The organism is Clostridium cuniculi, assembly GCF_004353185.1.
GTDB lineage: Bacteria > Bacillota > Clostridia > Clostridiales > Clostridiaceae > Clostridium > Clostridium cuniculi.
Map to the genome: position 1 here is coordinate 12,499 of NZ_SMUS01000028.1, position 21,328 is coordinate 33,826.

General features: G+C 28.9%; 20 protein-coding genes. 3 read left to right on the forward strand and 17 right to left on the reverse strand.

Annotation, left to right across the window (positions count from 1 at the left end):
* Position 1: 1 nt before the first annotated feature.
* The 3 genes from EJJ37_RS13540 to hypB form a co-directional block, all read right to left on the reverse strand.
* Entirely contained in the window at positions 2–901 is a 900-nt protein-coding gene (locus EJJ37_RS13540; RefSeq protein ID WP_338032272.1) for an ABC transporter permease, read from the reverse strand.
* Positions 891–1,871 carry an ABC transporter permease gene (locus EJJ37_RS13545; RefSeq protein WP_133016116.1) on the reverse strand — a complete coding sequence of 327 codons (981 nt, stop codon included), beginning with the start codon at positions 1,869–1,871 and terminating at the stop codon, positions 891–893. Before EJJ37_RS13545 ends, EJJ37_RS13540 begins: the two co-directional genes overlap by 11 nt.
* A gap of 165 nt (positions 1,872–2,036) precedes the next feature.
* The gene (gene hypB, locus EJJ37_RS13550; protein ID WP_133016117.1) at positions 2,037–2,693 is read right to left on the reverse strand and encodes a hydrogenase nickel incorporation protein HypB; all 657 of its coding nucleotides are present in this window, start codon (positions 2,691–2,693) and stop codon (positions 2,037–2,039) included.
* 157 nt (positions 2,694–2,850) lie between these two features.
* On the opposite strand from hypB, the gene EJJ37_RS13555 reads away from it, so the two are divergent.
* On the forward strand, positions 2,851–3,273 hold the full coding sequence (locus EJJ37_RS13555) for a DUF3842 family protein (protein WP_133016118.1): 423 nt from the start codon (positions 2,851–2,853) through the stop codon (positions 3,271–3,273).
* 35 nt (positions 3,274–3,308) lie between these two features.
* On the opposite strand, the gene EJJ37_RS13560 is transcribed toward EJJ37_RS13555, so the two are convergent.
* Positions 3,309–4,061, reverse strand: coding sequence for an exodeoxyribonuclease III (locus EJJ37_RS13560; RefSeq protein ID WP_133016119.1), 753 nt, complete (start codon positions 4,059–4,061; stop codon positions 3,309–3,311).
* Between the two features lie 97 nt (positions 4,062–4,158).
* A complete protein-coding gene (locus EJJ37_RS13565) occupies positions 4,159–5,394 on the reverse strand; it encodes a serine hydroxymethyltransferase (protein ID WP_133016120.1) in 1,236 nt (411 codons plus the stop codon).
* Positions 5,395–5,535: 141 nt separating this feature from the next.
* Here EJJ37_RS13565 and EJJ37_RS13570 point away from each other — a divergent pair, with 141 nt between their 5' ends.
* Positions 5,536–6,294 (forward strand): threonine/serine exporter family protein, encoded by a 759-nt coding sequence (locus tag EJJ37_RS13570; protein ID WP_133016121.1) that lies wholly within the window; start codon positions 5,536–5,538, stop codon positions 6,292–6,294.
* Between the two features lies 1 nt (position 6,295).
* On the forward strand, positions 6,296–6,754 hold the full coding sequence (locus EJJ37_RS13575; RefSeq protein WP_166484769.1) for a threonine/serine exporter family protein: 459 nt from the start codon (positions 6,296–6,298) through the stop codon (positions 6,752–6,754).
* 57 nt (positions 6,755–6,811) lie between these two features.
* Here EJJ37_RS13575 and EJJ37_RS20290 read toward each other — a convergent pair whose 3' ends face one another.
* The 12 genes from EJJ37_RS20290 to EJJ37_RS13630 all read right to left on the reverse strand — a co-directional run bounded on the left by EJJ37_RS20290 (position 6,812) and on the right by EJJ37_RS13630 (position 21,286).
* A complete protein-coding gene (locus EJJ37_RS20290; protein WP_166484767.1) occupies positions 6,812–6,955 on the reverse strand; it encodes a hypothetical protein in 144 nt (47 codons plus the stop codon).
* A gap of 155 nt (positions 6,956–7,110) precedes the next feature.
* Positions 7,111–8,898, reverse strand: coding sequence for an aspartate--tRNA ligase (gene aspS, locus EJJ37_RS13580; RefSeq protein WP_133016122.1), 1,788 nt, complete (start codon positions 8,896–8,898; stop codon positions 7,111–7,113).
* A 20-nt stretch (positions 8,899–8,918) separates the two neighbouring features.
* Positions 8,919–10,166 (reverse strand): histidine--tRNA ligase, encoded by a 1,248-nt coding sequence (gene hisS / locus EJJ37_RS13585; protein WP_133016123.1) that lies wholly within the window; start codon positions 10,164–10,166, stop codon positions 8,919–8,921.
* Positions 10,167–10,170: 4 nt separating this feature from the next.
* Positions 10,171–11,604 carry a coproporphyrinogen III oxidase gene (locus tag EJJ37_RS13590; protein WP_133016124.1) on the reverse strand — a complete coding sequence of 478 codons (1,434 nt, stop codon included), beginning with the start codon at positions 11,602–11,604 and terminating at the stop codon, positions 10,171–10,173.
* A gap of 14 nt (positions 11,605–11,618) precedes the next feature.
* Positions 11,619–12,236 (reverse strand): MBL fold metallo-hydrolase, encoded by a 618-nt coding sequence (locus EJJ37_RS13595; RefSeq protein WP_133016125.1) that lies wholly within the window; start codon positions 12,234–12,236, stop codon positions 11,619–11,621.
* Positions 12,237–12,261: 25 nt separating this feature from the next.
* The gene (dtd, locus tag EJJ37_RS13600) at positions 12,262–12,711 is read right to left on the reverse strand and encodes a D-aminoacyl-tRNA deacylase (RefSeq protein ID WP_133016126.1); all 450 of its coding nucleotides are present in this window, start codon (positions 12,709–12,711) and stop codon (positions 12,262–12,264) included.
* A gap of 83 nt (positions 12,712–12,794) precedes the next feature.
* A complete protein-coding gene (locus EJJ37_RS13605; protein WP_133016127.1) occupies positions 12,795–14,978 on the reverse strand; it encodes a RelA/SpoT family protein in 2,184 nt (727 codons plus the stop codon).
* 128 nt (positions 14,979–15,106) lie between these two features.
* Complete coding sequence (locus EJJ37_RS13610) at positions 15,107–15,625, reverse strand: adenine phosphoribosyltransferase (protein WP_133016128.1); 519 nt, start codon at positions 15,623–15,625, stop codon at positions 15,107–15,109.
* Positions 15,626–15,687: 62 nt separating this feature from the next.
* Positions 15,688–16,542, reverse strand: a complete 855-nt coding sequence (locus EJJ37_RS13615; RefSeq protein ID WP_133016129.1) for a DHH family phosphoesterase — start codon at positions 16,540–16,542, stop codon at positions 15,688–15,690.
* Positions 16,543–16,745: 203 nt separating this feature from the next.
* The gene (gene secF / locus EJJ37_RS20900; protein WP_133016130.1) at positions 16,746–17,618 is read right to left on the reverse strand and encodes a protein translocase subunit SecF; all 873 of its coding nucleotides are present in this window, start codon (positions 17,616–17,618) and stop codon (positions 16,746–16,748) included.
* Between the two features lie 3 nt (positions 17,619–17,621).
* Positions 17,622–18,875, reverse strand: a complete 1,254-nt coding sequence (gene secD, locus EJJ37_RS20905; RefSeq protein WP_133016131.1) for a protein translocase subunit SecD — start codon at positions 18,873–18,875, stop codon at positions 17,622–17,624.
* Positions 18,876–19,105: 230 nt separating this feature from the next.
* The gene (locus tag EJJ37_RS13630) at positions 19,106–21,286 is read right to left on the reverse strand and encodes a DNA topoisomerase III (RefSeq protein WP_133016132.1); all 2,181 of its coding nucleotides are present in this window, start codon (positions 21,284–21,286) and stop codon (positions 19,106–19,108) included.
* Between the last annotated feature and the right edge of the window lie 42 nt (positions 21,287–21,328).

The window sequence follows — 21,328 nt, forward strand, 5'->3', positions numbered from 1 at the left end:
TTTATAAATTATTATATTTTTTAATATTTTTTCTTCTCATATAATTTCCTATATTGGCTATGCAAACAAGTGTTGTAACTAAAAATACACCTGGAATTACAATTATCCACCAATAATTTGAAAGTAATGCATCTTGAGCTAATGAAAGCATACTTCCCCATGATATAACTTCTATAGGCAATCCAATTCCTAAAAAACTAAGAGTTGCTTCTGTGCCAATTGCTGATCCTATATTACTTACAACCATAAACATTATGGATGATACAAAGTTAGGTATTAAATGTTGTTTTACTATATAAAAAAAATTTCCTCCCATTATTTGAGCTGCTAATATATATTCACTATTTCTTATTTGTCTTACTTCGCTTCTTATAATTTTAGCTATATTCATCCAGCTTACTACTCCGATAACTAAAGAAATAGAAATTGGATTACTACCTCCTATAATGGCTTGAACAAAAATTATTACTAAAATAGATGGAATGCTAAGAAATATTTCTGTTGCTTTCATCATTACATCATCTATCCACTCTGGTGCCATTCCACTAATACTTCCATAAATAATTGCAATTGTAGTTGAAATAATAGTTGAAAATACTCCAATAAATAATGATATTTTTCCTCCATACCAAATGTCAGAAAAAATATCCCTTCCCATTGAATCAGTCCCAAAATAAAATATATTATTTGGTGATACATTTGAATTGGCTAAATCCATAAATTTAGGATCATGAGTCATTACTAAATCTGAAAATAAGCATCCACTAACTATTACTATTAAAATTATCATTGATAAGTATGGAAAGTTTTTAGGTAATTTAGAACTTTTTTTAATTTCTATATTATCTATAAATTCTTCTTTATTTTTAACAACTTCAAAGTTACTTATATCAAGATTCAAATATTTCACCTCTTTCATATTTCATTCTAGGATCTATCTTAGTATTTATTATTTGTGCTATCATATTTGAAATAAGCACTAATACTCCTGTAATAAGAGTTAATACCATAAGCATATTATAGTCATGATATTTTGCACTCTCAAAAATTAATGTACCTATACCAGGATAAGAAAATACTTTTTCAACTACATATGTCCCAGCTAAAATATGGGGTACTGAAACTGCCATTATAGTTATAAAAGATGGTGCAATATTTCTTAAACAATGTTTATAAATAATTTGTTTATTTTTTAACCCTTTAACTTTAGCAAGTAAAACATAATCTTCTCTCATTTCTTCTAGTATTTTATTTCGTACCATATAAGCGTAATACCACAAATGCCCTAATATTAACACTATCAATGGTAATATTAAGTGACATATCCTATCTAATATATTTTCCTCCATTCCAACTGAATAAGCTCCACTTGTAGGTAATATAGATAAATTTACTCCAAAAATTAATATAAGTATTAATGATACCCAAAATGATGGTATACAAGATGTTATATTGCCTATAGTAGTTATTATTTTATCTATTATCTTATCCTCATGTAGCGAACAAAATATACCAAGAAATACTGCTAGAGTAAAAGTTAATATATATGCAAGTCCACCTAGAATTATTGTATTTTTATATACTCCTCCAATTACTTCATTAACATTTCTTTTATATTTATAAGAAATTCCAAAATCACCTTTAACTGAATTTTTCAACCACTTCCCATATTGAATATAAATTGGAGAATTAAGTCCTAGTTTCTTCATTGCATTTTCCTTTTGTTCTACACTCATTCTCTCCACAGCACTTCCATAATAGGATTCTAATGGATCTCCTGGAGATAATCTTGACATATAAAAAACAATTACAGATAATATAAATATTGCAATTATACATTGAAAAATCTTTTTAAATATAACTTTAATCATTTATTTCTCCTCTTTATATTAATTAAATAAAAAACCACGAAAAAGATAACGAAATATAATCGTTAACCTTCGTGGTTATATAAATTCATAATTATATTAAATTCAAACATACTCTATAAATCCTCGTGATTTACATCATAATAATAACTTATTTAGAAATATTTGTCAAGAATATTTTTCTTTTACTCTTTCTTCTATAAATTTCACTAAAGAGTTAATTTCTCTTCCAGTTCTACTTGAAACTTTAAATATATTACAGTCATCATTAATACTTATTGTATCATTTAATACTTTATTCTCATCAAATTCAAAATATTGCATCATATCATACTTATTTAACACTAAAACATCACTTTCAGCAAATAATAATGGATACTTTTCAACCTTGTCATCACCTTCTGGAATACTCAAAATTGCAATTTTTAAGTTTTCTCCAATATCAAATTCTGCAGGACAAATTAAGTTACCTATATTTTCAACAAAAATAATATCAATTTCATCTAAATCAAAATATCCTAAAATCTCTTTAATTGATACTGGTGCTATATGACATGCCCCATTTAAATTTAATTGAACTACTGCAATTCCTAGCTTATCAATTTTTTCGGCATCTACTTGCCCTGCTATATCTCCCTCAATTACAGCTATATTATATTTTTCCTTTAAAGATTTTATTAACTCTATTATTAAAGTAGTCTTACCTGTACCAGGTGAGCCCATTACATTTATTAAAAATATTTTTTTCTCTTTTAATATTTTTTTTATTTCATTACTACATTCGTCTCTATTATCAATATCTTGTTTAACTACCCTTATATTCATAAAATTCTCCTTAATAAATAATAATAATTAATTGTAATAATTTACTTTATTTTACTAATATTATATATTATTATTATATATTTTACCATCATAAAAATAGTAATATTCTAAAGTGGTACATTTTGTTTTCATTTTGAATATTTACGGAGGAAATATAATGATTATAGCTATACTTGATACTAATGGAGCTGGACTTGGTCAAAATATTATAAAAAAATTAAAAAAAGATTTATTTCATGATATTAACATAATTGCCCTTGGAACTAATACATTTGCAACTTCTAAAATGGTTAAAGCTGGTGCTCATATAGGTGTTAGTGGTGAAAAAGCCATTTGCTATTTCTGTAAAAAAAATAAAGTGGATTGTATTATTGCTCCTATTGGAATTTTATGCAATGGAGAAAAGGATATGGAGTTATGTCCTAGTATTTGCAAAGCAGTTATAAATATGGACTGTACTAAATATATAATTCCACTTCAGAAACATGATATATATATACCTGGTACAAGAAATTTACAAATTAAAGATTTCATAGAAGAAATTATTTCTGATATTAAATGTAAAATGGTGATAAGTTAAAATTATTTTATATAATTAACTTATCACCATTTATTCTATTTTATAACTAATTCAACAGGACAATGGTCTGAACCTAATATCTCAGTATGTATTTTAGCACTTTCTAATCTATCTTCTAAAACTTTAGACACTACAAAGTAATCTATTCTCCATCCAGCATTATTTTTTCTTGCATTAAATCTATATGACCACCAAGAATATATATCTTTTAAATCTGGATAAAAATATCTAAAGGTATCTATAAATCCACTTGATAATAAAGTAGTGAATTTTTCTCTCTCTTCATCAGTAAACCCAGCATTTCTTCTATTTGTTTTTGGATTCTTTAAATCAATTTCTTTATGTGCAACATTTAAATCTCCACAAACTATTACTGGCTTACTTTCTTCTAATGATTTTAAATAATCCCTAAAATCATCTTCCCATTTCATTCTATAATCTAATCTTGCAAGTTCATTTTGTGAATTAGGTGTATAAACTGTAATCATAAAGAAATCTTCAAATTCTAATGTAATTACTCTACCTTCTTTATCATGTTCCTCAATACCTAATCCATATCTAACTGATAAAGGTTCTTTCTTTGTAAATATAGCTGTGCCACTATATCCTTTCTTTTCAGCATAATTCCAATACTGATTGTATCCTTCAAGCTCAAGATTTATTTGTCCCTCTTGAAGCTTACTTTCTTGTATACAAAAAATATCTGCATCAACTTCTTTAAAGAAATCCAGAAAACCTTTCTGTACACATGCTCTTATTCCATTTACATTCCATGATATTAATTTCATCCTTATCCTCCTGTATCTATTATTAGGTAAAAGTTAAAAAGTAAGAGGGAAAAGTTAATAATTAACCTCTTACTTCTTCTCTATTACCTCTTAATTCTTAACTATATAAAGGGTATTTAGCACAAAGTGTTTTTACTCTTTCTCTTAACACCTCTAAATTTGAATTCCTATTTTCTATAACATCATTTATTATACTTGCTATTTCCTTCATTGCTTCACTATCAAATCCTCTTGTTGTAACTGCTGCAGTACCTATTCTTATTCCTGATGTAACAAAAGGACTTCTTGTTTCATTTGGAACTGTATTTTTATTAACAGTAATACCAATAGAATCTAGAAGATTTTCTGCTTCTTTTCCTGTAATATCTTTATTAGTTAAATCTACAAGAATTAAGTGATTATCTGTTCCATTAGAAACTAACTTAAATCCATACTTAACTAACTCCTCACCTAATACTCTACAATTTAAAACTACATTTTTCATATAAGTTTTAAAAGTAGGTTCTAATGCTTCCTTAAAGCATACCGCTTTAGCTGCAATTATATGCATAAGTGGTCCGCCTTGCATTCCTGGGAATATGTTCTTATCTAGTGCTTTAGCATATTTCTCTTTGCAAAGAATTAATCCTCCCCTTGGTCCTCTTAAAGTTTTATGAGTTGTTGAAGTTACAAAATCAGCGTATGGAACTGGTGATGGATGTTCTCCAGCTGCTACTAATCCTGCTATATGTGCCATATCTACCATAAAATATGCTCCAACTTCATCACAAATTTCTTTAAATTTCTCAAAATCTATAACTCTTGAATATGCACTAGCTCCTGCTACAATTAACTTTGGTTTATGTTTTAATGCAAGTTCTCTTACATTCTCATAATTAATTCTTTCAGTCTCACTATCAACTCCATAAGAAACGAAATTAAATAATTTTCCTGAGAAGTTTACTGGTGAACCATGAGTTAAATGACCACCATGACTTAAGTCCATTCCAAGTACTGTATCACCTGGTTCTAATATAGTAAAGTACACAGCCATATTTGCTTGTGATCCTGAATGTGGTTGTACGTTAACATGTTCAGCCCCAAAAAGCTCTTTTGCTCTATTTCTTGCTATTTCTTCAACTTCATCAACTATTTCACAGCCCCCATAATAACGCTTACTAGGATAACCTTCAGCATACTTATTAGTTAAATGAGATCCCATAGCTTCCATTACAGCTTGTGATGCAAAGTTCTCTGATGCAATTAGTTCAATTCCTTCTCTTTGTCTTTTTAACTCTTTCTCCATTAAGTCACAAATTTCTTTGTCTTCATTCTTTAAATTTACAAAATTCATTTAATCACCCCAATTATCTTTTTATAAAATTATATATATAAATAATAATTAATTCAACTACTTTTTAATATAAATATACATTTCTATAATCTCTTATGGTATAATACATAAAAAATTAAAAAAATATAGGAGTTTTGTGTTATGAATGAAATACTTCAAGTTGCAATGCTTGCTGGACAAATGATTTTAGAAAATGGCGGGGAAACCTATAGAGTAGAGGAAACTATCTGGCGTATTTGTAAAATCTACGGCGCTTCAGAAGCTGAAAGTTTTGCCACCCCAACAGGAATTATGGCTTCAATTTGTCATGAAGGTAAAATATACTCTTTAACACGTCGTGTTTCTAATAGAACTGTTAATTTAGATAAAATTGATAAAGTAAATGATTTATCTAGAAGTATATTATCAAAAAAACTATCTGTTAATGATTTAAGAAAAGAATTAATTAAAATTAATAAGGAAGAAATTTATCCTCTTCCTGTTATTATAATCTTCTCTGCTTTAGGGGCAGGGTCATTTTCAGTTTTATTTGGAGGAACCCTTAAAGATGTTTTTGCTGCATTTCTAATTGGTTTGATAATTAAATTTCTAACTATAAAATGGTCTGAAATAGGTATAAACTTATTCTTTATAAATAGTATATGCAGTGGAATTGCAGCACTTTTAGCAATAATTTTTTATAAACTTGGTATTGCAAGTCAAGTGAATGAAACTATTATAGGTGCTATAATGCTATTAGTTCCTGGTTTAGCTATTACCAATGCCATTAGAGATACGATTTCAGGTGATTTATTATCTGGTATAATAAGAGCTGCTGAAGCATTTTTAGTTGCTATATCTATTGCTGTAGGTACTGGTGCAGTATTAAGTTTCTGGATATCAAACTTTGGAGGAATTTAAAATGATTATTTGGGTTACACTTGTATCTTTTTTTGCAACATTTGGATTCTGTATTGCCTTTAATATACGTGGTAAAAAAATATTTTTTGCTGCTCTTGGTGGTGCTATGAGTTGGTTCTTTTATTCGCTACCTTTACAAATGGGATTATCAGAGATTTCTTCACTATTTATTTCTTCTGTAATTTTCAGTGTATATAGTGAAGTACTTGCAAGAATTTTTAAGACACCAGTTACTACATTTGTAGTTTGTGCTCTAATTCCATTAGTTCCTGGTAGTGGCATGTACTATACTATGCGTGAAGCAATTGCAGGCAATATATCTAAATCATTGGAATTAGGATTAAATACACTAGCAAGTGCAGGAACATTAGCATTAGGAGTTTTATTTGTTTCAACACTTACAAGATTGGTTCTTAGTGCTAAACGTAAAAAAGAAATTAAAAAATTTGCTCAAAAATAATATAAAAATAATCTCAACATAAATAGTTGAGATTATTTTTATATATTATTCTATATTTTACTTTTTACCTTTTAACTTTTTATATAATTTTGCATTTGCAACTAAATCTTTTAAGTCTTCTGCCATTTCCATTATAATACTATTTTTCATTTTTGCTTTACGCATTTTTCTATTCATTTTTTTCATCATTTTGTTTTTCATAGTGACTCCTCCTTAGTAAATATGTATAGAGTACTTACATTATTATTTTAATCAAATTAATGTTTTTTATCCTGTTAAATATTATTACAATTACAAATAACATATCTAATATACATAAAAAAGCCAGCTTATGCTGGCTTTTTCAAAAAAACTAATTATTCTTTATCTTCAGGTTTTATTATTAAACCTAATTCATCAATTTGCTTTTGATCTACAACGTTTGGTGCTTCACTTAAGTAGCAATAAGCATTTTGATTTTTAGGGAATGCTATAACATCCTTTATATTTTCAGTTCCTGCTAAGAACATTATCATTCTATCAAGACCAAATGCTAATCCTCCATGTGGTGGTGGGCCAAACTTAAATGCATCTATTAAGAATCCAAATCTCTCATAAGCTGACTCTTCAGTAAATCCTAAAGCTTTAAACATTCTTGTTTGAAGTGCAGAATCATGTATTCTTATAGATCCTCCACCTAATTCCTCACCATTTAATACTAAGTCATATGCCTTAGATCTTACAGCTCCTGGATTAGATTCAAGCATATCTAAATCTTCATCCATTGGAGATGTAAATGGATGGTGAGCAGCATGATATCTATCTTCTTCTTCATTGTATTCAAATAATGGGAATTCTGTAATCCATGTAAAGTTAAATTCATTTTTATCTTTAATTAAATCAAATTGTTTAGCAAGTTCTAATCTTAATGCTCCTAAACTTTGGAATACCACAGAGTTCTTATCTGCAACAATAAGTATTGCATCACCAGTTTCAGCCCCCATAGTCTTAATTATATTTTCAGTAACATCATCAGTTAAGAACTTAGCAATTGAAGATTTAACTCCATCTTCCTTAAGTTGAATCCAAGCAAGACCTTTTGCTTTATATCCCTTAACAAAGTCAACTAACTTATCAAGAGGCTTTCTTCCTAAATCTGCTCCTCCTTTTAAGCATAATGCTCTAACACTTCCGCCCATTTCTAAAGCAGACTTAAACACTACAAAGTCCATGTCTTTAACACAGTCAGTAATATCAGTAATTTCCATACCAAATCTTAAATCCGGCTTATCTGAACCATATTTTTCCATAGCTTCTTTAAATGGCATTCTCTTAATTGGAAGTTTAACTTCATGACCTAAAACTTCTTTAAATACATGAGCAATTAATCCCTCATTTAATGCCATAACGTCATCTTGCTCAACAAAACTCATTTCTAAGTCAATTTGAGTAAATTCTGGTTGTCTGTTAGCTCTTAAATCTTCATCTCTGAAACATTTAGCAACTTGATAATATTTATCAAATCCTGATACCATTAATAATTGCTTAAATATTTGAGGTGATTGTGGAAGTGCATAGAACATTCCTGGATAATTTCTTGATGGAACTAAGTAATCTCTAGCACCTTCTGGAGTACTCTTATTTAATATTGGAGTTTCTACTTCTAAGAATCCATTATTATCAAGGTAATCTCTAACAGCTTTTGTAGCTCTATTTCTAATCATAAAGATTTTTTGCATATCTGGTCTTCTAAGATCTAAATATCTATATTTTAATCTTATATTTTCAGCAGCATCTAATCCTTCTTTAATATATATTGGTGGAGTTTCTGATTCTGATAAAACCTTTATGCTTTCACATTTTAATTCTACCATTCCAGTTTCCATAGCAGCATTTGGAGCCTCTCTTAAAACAACTTCTCCAGTAACTGCTATACAATATTCTGGTCTTACTGCTTTAGCTTTTTCAAAGCTTTCTGCATTAATCTCTTCACCAAAAACTATTTGCATAATCCCAGTTCTATCTCTAAGGTCTATAAATTGAAGACCTCCAAGCTTTCTATTTCTTTGAACCCATCCCATAAGAGTGATTTTTTCTCCTACGTTTACTTCTCTTGGTTCTCCACACATCATGGTTCTTTTTAATCCATTTAAAGCCTCACCCATAGTGTATTCTTTCCTCCTAACTATTTAATAGCTTTAGCTATTTCTTGTATATTATCTAAACTTACCTCAAATTGTTCTCCATCGCTCATTCTCTTAAGCTTTATTGATTTATTTTGAAGTTCGTCATCACCTAAAATTGTTGTAAATGTAGCACCAATTTTATTAGCATATTTCATTTCTGCCTTTACACTTCTTCCCATATGATTTACTTCTGTTTTTATACCAGCTTCTCTTAACTTATTAGCTAAAGTAAAGGCTTCAAACTTTGCATCATCACCTCTAGCACCTATATATAAGTCAAAAAGATTTTCATTTGGAATTTCAATACCTTCTTTTTCTAATATCATGATAAGCCTTTCAATTCCCATACCAAAACCAACTGCTGGCATTTCTGGTCCACCTAATTGTTCTATAAGCTTATCATATCTTCCACCACCACAAACAGTAAATTCATCGTTTAAGATTTCAAATATTGTTTTAGTATAATAATCTAAACCTCTTACAATACCTGGATCAACTGTAAATGGAATATTTAATGCAGTTAAATATTTTTTAACTGAATCAAAGTGAGTATCACATTCTTCACACATATAATCAAGTATTATAGGTGCATTTTTAGTAATTTCCTTACATTTTCTTTCTTTACAATCTAATATTCTCATTGGATTCTTTTCAAATCTTGATTTACATAATGGACATAAATTATCATAATTTTCTTTTAAATAATTCTTTAATGCCTCATTATAATTAGGTCTACATTTAGGACATCCTAAATTATTTATATTTAAACTTAAGCTTTGTAAACCTAAAGTTTTTAAAACTTGCATTGCTAATGCGATAACTTCTGCATCCATAGATGGCTCTTTTGATCCATATACTTCTGTTCCAAATTGATGGAATTGTCTAAATCTCCCCTTTTGAACATTTTCATATCTAAAGCATGGAGTTATATAATAAAGCTTTGTTGGTTGTGCCTCATTAAATAATCTACTTTCTATAAAAGCTCTTCCAGCTCCAGCTGTTCCTTCTGGTTTTAAAGTAATACTTCTATTTCCTTTATCATTGAAAGTATACATTTCCTTTTGAACTATATCAGTTGTATCACCAACACCTCTTGCAAATAATTCAGTATGCTCAAACATAGGAGTCCTAATTTCTCTCATCCCATAATATTTTGCTACATCTCTAAATGTTTGCTCAACAAAATGCCATTTATACGCATCCTGTGGTAGCATATCCTTCGTTCCTTTTGGAGCTTGCATTTCCATTTAATTATTCCTCCTTATTTAAGTAAAGGGTATCTAATAATTTTTTCTTTCCCTCTACCATCTCTTCTATTCTATTACAGTATTCTCTAACATCCTTGATATTTGCAAATCTTTCTATTCTGCCTTCCTCTAAGAAAACAACTTTAGAAACGGCATCTGCACCTAAAGCAATAATAGTCTGCTTATCTTCTATCATTTGAATATTATAAATACATTCTGCACCTTTTCTAGAATAACCTAAGTTCTCCATATTTCCAACCATATTTTTTTGACGATACATATAGTATGGATGTAATCCCAGCTTCTTAGCTAAAATTCTACTTTCTTCATACATATCAGCTAACTCAGCTTGCTTCTTAACTTGGATTCCTTTTTTAAGAATAAAGTTTTCATAAAGAATTGAAGCTCTCTTTAAAGATAATCCATGAACAGTCAAACTATCTGGATGTAATTTTAATATTTCTTCCTTTGTATGAAGAACTTCTTTTATTCCTTCTCCTGGCAGCCCTATAATCATATCCATATTTATATCATTAAAGCCCATACTTCTTGCTAAATTAAACTTTTCTATTACATCCTTAGAATTATGTCCTCTTCCTATCATTTTTAATGTTTCATCATTCATAGTTTGAGGATTTATACTAATTCTTGTTACATTAAACTTTTTCATAGTTTCAAGCTTTTCTTTTGTAATGCTATCTGGTCTTCCACATTCCACTGTAAATTCCTTTATCCCTTTACCTTTAACAAAGGCATTATAAGCTTCTTGCATAATAAGTTCAAACTCTTCATTATTTACTGCTGTAGGTGTACCTCCACCAAAATATACAGTTTCAATATTTAAATTTCTTTCATCAACATATTTCTTCATTTCTCTGATTTCATATATTAATGCTTCAAGATAAGGATTTACTAACTTTTTATTTCCCATTATTGGATTAGCAGCAAAAGAACAATAAAAACATCTTGTAGGGCAAAAAGCCATGCCTATATAAATAGCTATATTCTTAGAATCATTATTTACAAAGCTTACTTCTGTTTTTGCAATTTCTATGCAAAGCTTAGCTTTTTCTTCCGATGCTAAATGCTTTTTCTTAAATATTTCTATGATTTCTTCTTCTGTTTTTCCTTCTTCTAAATATTTAAGTGCAATTTTAGATGGTCTAATACCAACTAAAATTCCCCATGGATATTCTTCTTCTGTAATATCTTTTAATGAAGAAAATACTAGTCTCTTAATGTCTTCTTTAATATTTTCAGATATTGCAGTTTCCTTATAATAATCTCCATTAATAAATTCTACTTTATTATCTAAAATATTAACAATATAATCTCCATCATCTAAAAATTTAATTTCATCTAATGGAAAATAAATATTAAACATTTGGTATACGTCATATCTATACTTCATGTCGTTTAATTTAATTTTTATTTCCATGATTTCTCCTTTTATTAAAAAATCTCAAATTCTTCTTGTAAGAATGGATTTCTTAGTTTTTCATATCCAATACTTGATGATTCCATATGACCTGGATATACCTTTATATCTTCATCTAAAATCATTAATTTTGTCTTTATGGAATTTATTAATTCATTAAAATCTCCACCTATAAAGTCACTTCTACCTACTGATCCTTTAAATAGAGTATCTCCAGTAAATATAACATCTTTATATAAATAACACATTCCACCTTTAGTATGTCCTGGAGTATGAATACATTTTATAATATCATCACCAAATGCTAAAGTATCCCCATCTTTTACAATATTATATTCCTTTGGAAGATTTCCAAAAACAGTTTTATCTGTTTTCATAAAATTAATTTCATTTTCATTGATGTATACAGGCGCTTTAAATCTTTCTACTACTTCATTTAAAGCTTCTACATGGTCAAAATGACCATGAGTTAGTAATATATATTTAATATTACAACCTAATTCTTCAATATTTTTAATTAATAACTGACCATTTCCTCCTGGATCTACGATACAAGCATCTTTTGATTTTTCATCCACTAAAACATAAATATTCTCTTCATAAATACCTATAGGATATGTTTTTATTATCATAAATTCACCTCATTTACTATTCTATTTAAAAATTTTTGCTACTATCTAAAAGTATTGTAACGGGACCATCATTTTTAATGTCAACTTTCATATCTGCACCAAAGATTCCTGTTTGGACTTTTAATCCCGTTTCTTTCATCATTTCAATAAATTTATCATAAAACTTCTTAGCTTCTTCGCCACCTAAAGCGTTCATAAAATTAGGTCTTCTTCCTTTTCTTGCATCTCCATATAAAGTGAATTGTGAAATTAATAATAATTCACCTTTGATATCTAATAAAGATAAATTCATTTTATCATTTTCATCACTAAATACTCTAAGATTAATTATTTTATCTTTAATATACTTCATATCTTCCTCCGTATCATCTTTTGAGATACCTAAAAGTACATTAAATCCTTTATTTATTTCACCTACAATAACACCATCAACTTCAACGCTAGAATATGTTACTCTTTGTACTACTGCTCTCATTTATACCATCCTCTAATTAAAACTCTAAATTTCAATTTTGCAAGTTGAACTTATTCCTTAAATATCAAAATAAAGAGTTTCTTCTAATTATTCATTCTATAGACATCCATGACACCAGTCAATTTTCTTATTTTTCTCATTAACTCTTTTAATTGCTCTATTGTGTCTATTTTAACTTTTATATTTACATATGCTAAATTACTCTTTGCACTTTTCGCATTTAATGCATTAAGAGGTAACTTACTTTCCATTATAACATTCATTATATTAGAAAGCACACCTGGTATATCTTCAGTTTTAACCTGAATCTCTGCCATATAAGCCACACCTTTTGCAACTCCCCAAGCTACATCAACAACCTTTTGTGGATCTTCTTCAATTAAATTTTGTAAATTACTACAATCTCTTCTATGAATAGATACTCCACGTCCCTTTGTTATATAACCTAAGATATCATCACCTGGCACTGGATTACAACATTTTGCAAATCTAACCATTAAGTTATCTTCACCTCTAACTGTAACCCCATAATTATTTTCTTTTTTTCTTTTTTCCGTCTTTGAAATATTTTCTTCAATAGCTTTATTTAAATTTTCCTCTTTAGTTTTTTCATCTTTAGATAAACTTTCTTCTTTTAATTTTAAAATAAATGAAGATGCTACTATAGCACCAAGACCTACTAAAGCATATAAATCATCCATACAATTTATATTGTATCTTTTTATAAACTTATCATAACTTTCACCCTTAGCAATATCTGCATAGTGAACCCCTTGTTTCTTTAGTTCTCTTTCAAAAACTTCTTTTCCTTTTGTAATATTTTCTTCTTTTTTAGCCTTCTTAAACCATGCTCTTATTTTACTTTTGGCTTGATTACTTTTAGCTATGTTAAGCCAATCCATATTAGGCCCTTTAGAACTATTAGAAGTCAAAATTTCTACTATTTGCCCTGTTTTAAGTTGATAATCAAGTGGAACTATTTTACCATTAACCTTAGCCCCAACACATTTATTACCAATATCAGTATGTATTCTATAAGCAAAATCTATAGGTGTTGCACCATTTGGCAAATCTATAACTACACCCTTTGGCGTAAATAAGAAAATTTCATCTGTGAAAAGATTTATTTTAAATCCTTCCATAAACTCCTGTGCATCAGAAGTTTCTTTTTGCCATTCAAGCATATCTCTAAGCCATGCTAGCTTATTTTCAAAAGTCTTTTCCTTACTATCAGAAGTATCACCTTCTTTATACTTCCAGTGTGCTGCTATACCATATTCTGCTGTTTTATGCATTTCAAATGTTCTTATTTGGATTTCGAACGTTTTACCTTGAGGACCTATAACTGTTGTATGCAATGATTGATACATATTCGGTTTTGGCATTGCAATATAGTCTTTAAATCTCCCAGGTATTGGCTTATATATAGTATGAACTATCCCCAATACTTCATAACAATCTTTTACCGAATTCACAAGTATTCTTATAGCAGTTAAGTCAAATATTTGTTCTATGCTCTTATTTTTAGTAACCATTTTTCTGTAAATGCTATAAAAATGCTTAGGACGACCATCTATATCCGAATCTATTCCTGATTCTTCAAGCTTTCCATATAAATCTTCAATTGTTTTTGCAATATATGTTTCTCGCTCTACTCTCTTTTCAGCTATTTGATTCACTAAATCATAATATTCTTCTTCATGTAAATATCTAAAACATAAATCTTCTAGTTCCCATTTTACTTTTGAAATACCTAGTCTATGTGCAATAGGTGCATATATGTCTAAAGTTTCTTTAGAAATTCTTTTTTGTTTTTCCTTCGGCATATATTTTAATGTTCTCATATTATGTAATCTATCTGCTAATTTAATTATAATTACTCTTATATCATTAGCCATAGCTAATAACATTTTTCTAAAATTATCTGCCTGTTGCTCTTCTTTAGACTTATATTCCATTTTAGTAATTTTAGTAACTCCACCAACTAAGTTGGCTATTTCTTCACTAAAAATATTTTTAATATCTTCATATGTATAGTCCGTATCTTCTATAACATCATGGAGTAATCCTGCAACTATGGTACTTGTATCCATACCTAACTCAGCTAAAATTACAGCTACATCAATAGGGTGAATTATATAAGGTTCTCCAGATTCTCTTTTTTGTTCCTTATGAGCCTCAAAAGCTAAATTAAATGCTTTATTTACAACATCTAAATCAACATTTGTGCAATTTTCCTTTATTTTTTGTATCAATACCTCAACCATTCAGATCCTCCCTTTAAGAATTTCAAATATTATACTTTTTCTGTAATAAAAATTAAAATCAATGGCTGGTTAATTCAACCAGCCACCTTTACACTATTATATATTAAAATTTAAGGTATTTCAATAAATTAAATATCGTATTGCACAAGTGACATTACTTCATATCCCTTTAATTTATCTCTTCCCTTTAATTCAGTTAACTCAATTGCAAAATCTAAAGCAACAACTTCTCCTCCTGCAGCTTCTACAAGTCTAGTTACTGCTTCAATAGTTCCTCCTGTAGCAAGTAAATCATCAACTATAGCTACTCTTTGCCCCTTCTTAATTGCATCCTTATGAATTTCTAATACATCTGTACCGTATTCTAAATCATAATTAACTGATACTGTTTCAAAAGGTAGTTTTCCTTTTTTTCTAACTGGTACAAATCCAACTCCTAAAGCATATGCAACAGGTACTCCAAAAATAAATCCTCTTGCTTCAGGTCCTAATATAACATCCACATTTTTATCTTTAAGATGTTTAGCTATTGCATCTATTGAATATTTAAAAGCTTCTCCATCTGCTACTAAAGTAGTGATATCTTTAAAACTAATTCCCTTCTTCGGAAAATCTTCCACTATTCTTATGCTTTTTTTTAGATCCATAACAAATCCTCCATATCAACTTATTCTTGTATTCATTATATCTAAATTTCTATGTAATAATATTATACATTTTCTTTAGACTTATTTAAATACTTTGTTATTTGTTCTGCTCTTTCTTTTCTATTTGTTATTAACAATTCAATTATAATTCTAGCGTTGTCTGTCATAGTTACAACATTAATAGTTGGAGTAATAACATCTATAATTTTATCAACACTATCATCATTTATATTAATCATGTTATAAGCATCCATAATAGATCTTAATCCATGATTGTTTGTATTGATTAAAAATCTCATACCTTCTTTTATAAAAACACTATTCTCACCCTTTTTAGGGGATTTAGCCCATTTTTCACCTATTAATATTAAGTCTAGATACTTGTTTATACTTTTAACATTATAGTAAATTGCAATTGCTTGCATTAACTTAAATGTTAATCCACTTACTGATAAATTCTTATATCTATATTGACATCCCTTTTGATTAGGATTTATGTATATGTACTCATAATCATAATTTACGTCTCTATTCTCTATAACTATCAAATCTATCCCAAGACTTTTACAAAGCTTTTCTTCTTCCTTTGACTTTAAATCTATTCCTAAAGCTATAAGCACTTCTCCACCTAAAAATTGAACATTGTTTATTATATCTTTAGATGAAATTTTAGATTTACTTGAAGAATCATCATGGACTACGTATTCAATATCGGCATTTAAATATTTCAAAACCAGTATAAGGGATGAAATAGCACATAATCCATCTACATTTGGTATCCCATAAACAACAATTTTTTTTCTATTATTAATTGCTGATACCATACGCTCTATTGCTTTATTCATATCTTTAAGTATAAAGGGATTATATCCAGTTATGTAATTAGGACTATATATACTTTCCCAAAACTTACGCATGACAAACTCCTCCACAATAATAAGAAAACAGTTATATTATAATAGATAAATTGATATAATACAAATGTTTTCTGCATTTCATAACAAATTATCCTGTAAAATATTCTATTTTTAGAATAGTGTCCACTTATTTTATCTTTTTTTGTATATTATATCCAAAAAGAAGCAGTAATTCCTTACTGCTTCTTTTTTGGGATATAATATTAAGCTGTTTTTACTTTTTTGTTTTTTACTTTTCTATTCTGTAATAACACCCAAACTGGTGATGCTATGAATATTGAAGAATAAGCTCCACCAGCAATACCTATTAATAATGGGAATGAAAACTCTCTAACTGTTGGTACAAATATATTAACCGCTCCAATTATTATTAAAGTAGTTAATGAAGTATTTATAGATCTAGCTAAAGTCTTATTAATACTTGCATTTGCTATTTCAGTTGGAGTGCTTCTTCTCATACTATGACGGTTTTCTCTTATTCTATCAAAAATAACAATAGTATCATTAATTGAATATCCTAGAATTGTTAACATAGCAGCTATAAATGAACTATTTACAGGTATATTAAAAATTGCATAAACGGATAAAGTTATTAACCCATCATGTAATAAGGCAATTATAGCAGCCAAACCAAAATTAAATTCAAATCTTATTGCTATATAAATAAGCATTGCCACACAAGCAACTGCCACAGAAAGAAGTGCATTTCTTGTTAGCTCTTTCCCTACTGATGGTCCTATTTGACTTTGAGAAACTAAAGCTGAATCCTCTAACGAATATTTCTCCTTCAATGCATTAAATAATTCTGCTGTTTTAGTTTCATCTAAATCCTTTGATTTGATTTCATATTGAGTAGTTTCTATAGTTTTTGTTACTGCATCAGGTGCATATTCTTTTACTATTTCATCAGCTTCTACCTTATCAAAACTATCTCCAAAATCAACAACTACTTTAGTACCACCTTTAAAATCAATACCAAAATTTAATCCTCTAGTTGCCATTAAAACTACACCAACTAATATAATTGCTAGGGATATTGAAAACCAAATTTTTGTCTTTTCTATTATCTTAAACATCTTCTACCCCCTCTTTACTCTAAACTGCCAATTAGATTTTAACATACCCATATCAACAGCCCATCTCATTAATGTTTTAGTAACAACTACAGCTGTAAACATACTTACTACTATACCTATCATTAATGTTACAGCAAATCCTTTAACGCTTCCTGTACCCATAAAGTAAAGTACAAGTGCAGCTATAACAGTAGTTATGTTTGAATCAACAATTGAAGATAAAGCATTACTAAATCCCTTATCTACCGCTGATTTTACAGACATTCCATTTTTCAGCTCTTCTCTAACTCTTTCAAATATAAGTATATTTGCATCAACTGCCATACCAACAGTTAAAAGAAATGCAGCAATACCTGGAAGTGTTAATGCAACATCAGATTCAACAAACACTAATAAAACTAAGCATACATATAATGTTAAAGCTATACTTGCAATAACTCCTGGTATTCTATAATAAAGAATCATAAATACAAATATAATTGCTATTCCTATAAGTCCAGCTTTTACTGCATTTGGAAGTGCTTCAGCTCCTAATTGAGCCCCAACATTCTCTATTTGTATAGCTTTAACTGTTACAGGTAGTGCCCCTGCATTAATTAAGCCTGCTAAATTCTTAGCTTCATCTAAACTACCGCTACCTTCTATAATAGCATTACCATCAGTTATAACAGCATTTACTGTTGGACTTGATATTTCCTCATCATCCATATAGATTGAAATTGTTTTATAAAGATTTGCTTCAGTTGCTTCTGCAAATTTTTTAGTACCTTCATCTGTTAGTTTTAATGATACTACTGGTGAATTAGTAGTACTATTAATAACTACGCTTGCTTCATCAACATCTGAACCATTTAAAACTTCATTTCCCTCAGCATCTTTAAATGTTAAATTACCTGTTTTAGATAAACTATCAACTAAGTCCTTAGAGTCATATTCTCCTGGAATCTCAACTCTAACTCTTCTGTCTCCCTCTGCTGTTACTGAAGTTTCAGCAACACCTAACTTATTAACTCTTAAATCAATAAGTTGTCTTGTTTTTTCTAAATCCTCTTTTGTTACATTCTCATCTTGTATCTCCATCAACACAGAAACTCCACCTTGTAAGTCAAGTCCCTTAGTAATAGCTTTATTGAATGACTTAAATTCCCATCCCGCTACTTCAACACCTCTACCACCAGCATAGGCAAATGCAACTATAACAACCAAGGTTAGAATAAATAATATAGCGCTTCTAACTTTTGTTCGTCCTCTTTTCATGGTTTTCCCCCTTCTGTACTTTTATCTCACATTAATTATATTATGTATACTTTCCAATATCAAGTAAGATTAATATTTTCTCCATTTTTTACATTTATTTTTCACATATTATTCAGTTATTATTCCTTTATTTATAAATTCATAAAAAAATCATAGTTTCACCCAAATCAAAGACGAAGTGAATATACCCTTTAACTCTCAATTTTATCACTTCGCCCTTATTATACATACTATTTAAAATTCTTTAAAAGTTCTGCAAATGGATTATCATTTACTTCTTCAGCTTCCTTTTGCATTTTTTTCATTATTCTTTGAGTCTCTCTCTTATCGATTTTTCCTTTTTTATCGAATCTTTTTTCAAAAGAAGATGCTTTTTCTCTAAAATTACAGTTAGCTCCAGTACAAACATAAATCTTACCTTCACCCTGTCCTCTAAGTTCTAATTTCTTCTTACACTCAGGACATCTTGCATTTGTAACTCTAGCAATATTTTCTCTATATCCACATTCTCTATCTTGGCAAACATTCATTGTTCCGTTCTTACCTTTAACTTCTAAAAGATATTTACCACAATTAGGACACTTCTTGCCAGTCTTATTGTCATGAACAAATTTACTATTTGCACATTTTACATCTTCTACAAGAGCAACAGAGTAATTTTTCATTTCTTTAATAAAGCTATTCCAATCTCTCTTTCCTTTTGCTATTTCATCTAATTGACTTTCCCATTTAGCAGTTAATAACGGAGACTTTAACTCCTTAGGTACTAAGTCTATAAGTTGTTTTCCTTTTGATGTAGGTAAGATTTCTTTTCCCTTCTTTTCTATAACAAAAGAATTAAACAACTTTTCTATTATATCAGCTCTAGTGGCAACTGTACCTAATCCTCCTGTTTCACCTAAAGTCTTAGCTGCATCTTTTCCCACATTAATATATTTATGAGGATTTTCCATTGCAGATAACAGAGTACCTTCATTAAATCTTAACGGTGGTTTAGTTTCTCCTCTATTTAAAGAAACATTTTCAATAATAAACTTATCTCCTTTATTAACATTAGGTAATATTTGTTCTTTAATATCCTCTTCAGATGAATCTTCTTCTATTTTATCGTAAAGCTTTTTCCACCCCTTAGATACTACTACTTTACCTTTTGCTATAAATCTTTCTTCATTTACTTTTGCCTCTATAGTTGTTTGAACATACTCAAATGGTGGAAGCATTATACTTAAAAATCTTTTTACTACTAAATCATAAATTTTTCTTTCTTCCGAACTTAGATTTGAAAGATTAGGTTTTTCTTCTGTTGGTATTATTGCATGATGGTCACTTACCTTAGAATTATCTACAAAGCCCTTATGACCATTTATTTTCGTTTTTAATAATCCCTCTGCAGTGCTTCTATATTCTCCTATTGCAATTGCTTTAAGTCTATCTGGAATAGTTGCTACAATATCAGTAGATATATATCTTGAGTCTGTTCTAGGATAAGTTAATATTTTATGATTTTCATAAAGCCTTTGCATTATATTTAATGTTTGTTTTGCTGAATATCCAAAAATCTTATTTGCATCTCTTTGTAATTCTGTTAAATCATAAAGAGCTGGTGAAAATTTCTTTTTATTTGTAGAATTAATATTAACTATTTCACCTTCTGATCCTTTTATTTTAGAAACAATTTTATTTGCAAATTCTTCATCAAAAACTCTACTATTATTATCTTTATTTATCCAAGATAAATTATATCCTTTTGTTTTTGCATTTATTGTATAGTATATCTTTGGTTTAAAGTTTTTTATTTCCTCTTCTCTTTGAACTATCATTGCAAGTGTTGGAGACTGAACTCTACCTGCTGATAATTGAGCATTATATTTACAAGTTAATGCTCTAGTTACATTAAGACCAACAAGCCAGTCTGCTTCTGCTCTACAAACTGCGGCTCTATAAAGATTTTCATATTCCTTTCCATCCTTTAAGTTTCTGAATCCATCCAAAATAGCTTTATCTGTTTGTGATGAAATCCATAATCTCTTAAGTGGTTTCTTTACGCCAGCCTTTTCTATAGTCCACCTAGCAACAAGCTCACCTTCTCTTCCAGCATCTGTTGCAATAACTATTTCACTAACATCTTCTCTATTCATAAGCTTTTTAACTTCATTAAATTGCTTTCCTGTTTTCTTTAGCACAACTAGTTTCATATGCTTAGGTAACATTGGAAGTGTTTCCATCTTCCACTCTTTATATTTATTATCATAACCTTCTGGATCCATAAGTCCTACTAAATGTCCCATTGCCCAAGTTACTATATATTTACTTCCTTCTATATATGAACCTTTATTATTATTACATTTTAAAACTCTTGCTAAATCTCTACCTACTGATGGCTTTTCTGCCAACACTAAAATCTTACTCATATTTTCTCCTTTTTTCTTTAAGATTTTCTACTTATTATATCA

What these genes read in the sequence shown, in the direction of transcription:
- hisS (WP_133016123.1), bottom strand. Translation starts at nt 10,166, where the DNA reads ATGGAAATGCAAGCTCCAAAAGGAACGAAGGATATGCTACCACAGGAT.
- EJJ37_RS13565 (WP_133016120.1), bottom strand. Translation starts at nt 5,394, where the DNA reads ATGAATTTTGTAAATTTAAAGAATGAAGACAAAGAAATTTGTGACTTA.
- EJJ37_RS13545 (WP_133016116.1), bottom strand. Translation starts at nt 1,871, where the DNA reads ATGATTAAAGTTATATTTAAAAAGATTTTTCAATGTATAATTGCAATA.
- EJJ37_RS13630 (WP_133016132.1), bottom strand. Translation starts at nt 21,286, where the DNA reads ATGAGTAAGATTTTAGTGTTGGCAGAAAAGCCATCAGTAGGTAGAGAT.
- EJJ37_RS13590 (WP_133016124.1), bottom strand. Translation starts at nt 11,604, where the DNA reads ATGGAAATAAAAATTAAATTAAACGACATGAAGTATAGATATGACGTA.
- EJJ37_RS20290 (WP_166484767.1), bottom strand. Translation starts at nt 6,955, where the DNA reads ATGAAAAACAAAATGATGAAAAAAATGAATAGAAAAATGCGTAAAGCA.
- EJJ37_RS13615 (WP_133016129.1), bottom strand. Translation starts at nt 16,542, where the DNA reads ATGCGTAAGTTTTGGGAAAGTATATATAGTCCTAATTACATAACTGGA.
- EJJ37_RS13575 (WP_166484769.1), top strand. Translation starts at nt 6,296, where the DNA reads ATGATTATTTGGGTTACACTTGTATCTTTTTTTGCAACATTTGGATTC.
- aspS (WP_133016122.1), bottom strand. Translation starts at nt 8,898, where the DNA reads ATGGGTGAGGCTTTAAATGGATTAAAAAGAACCATGATGTGTGGAGAA.
- EJJ37_RS13560 (WP_133016119.1), bottom strand. Translation starts at nt 4,061, where the DNA reads ATGAAATTAATATCATGGAATGTAAATGGAATAAGAGCATGTGTACAG.
- secD (WP_133016131.1), bottom strand. Translation starts at nt 18,875, where the DNA reads ATGAAAAGAGGACGAACAAAAGTTAGAAGCGCTATATTATTTATTCTA.
- EJJ37_RS13605 (WP_133016127.1), bottom strand. Translation starts at nt 14,978, where the DNA reads ATGGTTGAGGTATTGATACAAAAAATAAAGGAAAATTGCACAAATGTT.
- EJJ37_RS13555 (WP_133016118.1), top strand. Translation starts at nt 2,851, where the DNA reads ATGATTATAGCTATACTTGATACTAATGGAGCTGGACTTGGTCAAAAT.
- hypB (WP_133016117.1), bottom strand. Translation starts at nt 2,693, where the DNA reads ATGAATATAAGGGTAGTTAAACAAGATATTGATAATAGAGACGAATGT.
- dtd (WP_133016126.1), bottom strand. Translation starts at nt 12,711, where the DNA reads ATGAGAGCAGTAGTACAAAGAGTAACATATTCTAGCGTTGAAGTTGAT.
- secF (WP_133016130.1), bottom strand. Translation starts at nt 17,618, where the DNA reads ATGTTTAAGATAATAGAAAAGACAAAAATTTGGTTTTCAATATCCCTA.
- EJJ37_RS13610 (WP_133016128.1), bottom strand. Translation starts at nt 15,625, where the DNA reads ATGGATCTAAAAAAAAGCATAAGAATAGTGGAAGATTTTCCGAAGAAG.
- EJJ37_RS13595 (WP_133016125.1), bottom strand. Translation starts at nt 12,236, where the DNA reads ATGATAATAAAAACATATCCTATAGGTATTTATGAAGAGAATATTTAT.
- EJJ37_RS13570 (WP_133016121.1), top strand. Translation starts at nt 5,536, where the DNA reads ATGAATGAAATACTTCAAGTTGCAATGCTTGCTGGACAAATGATTTTA.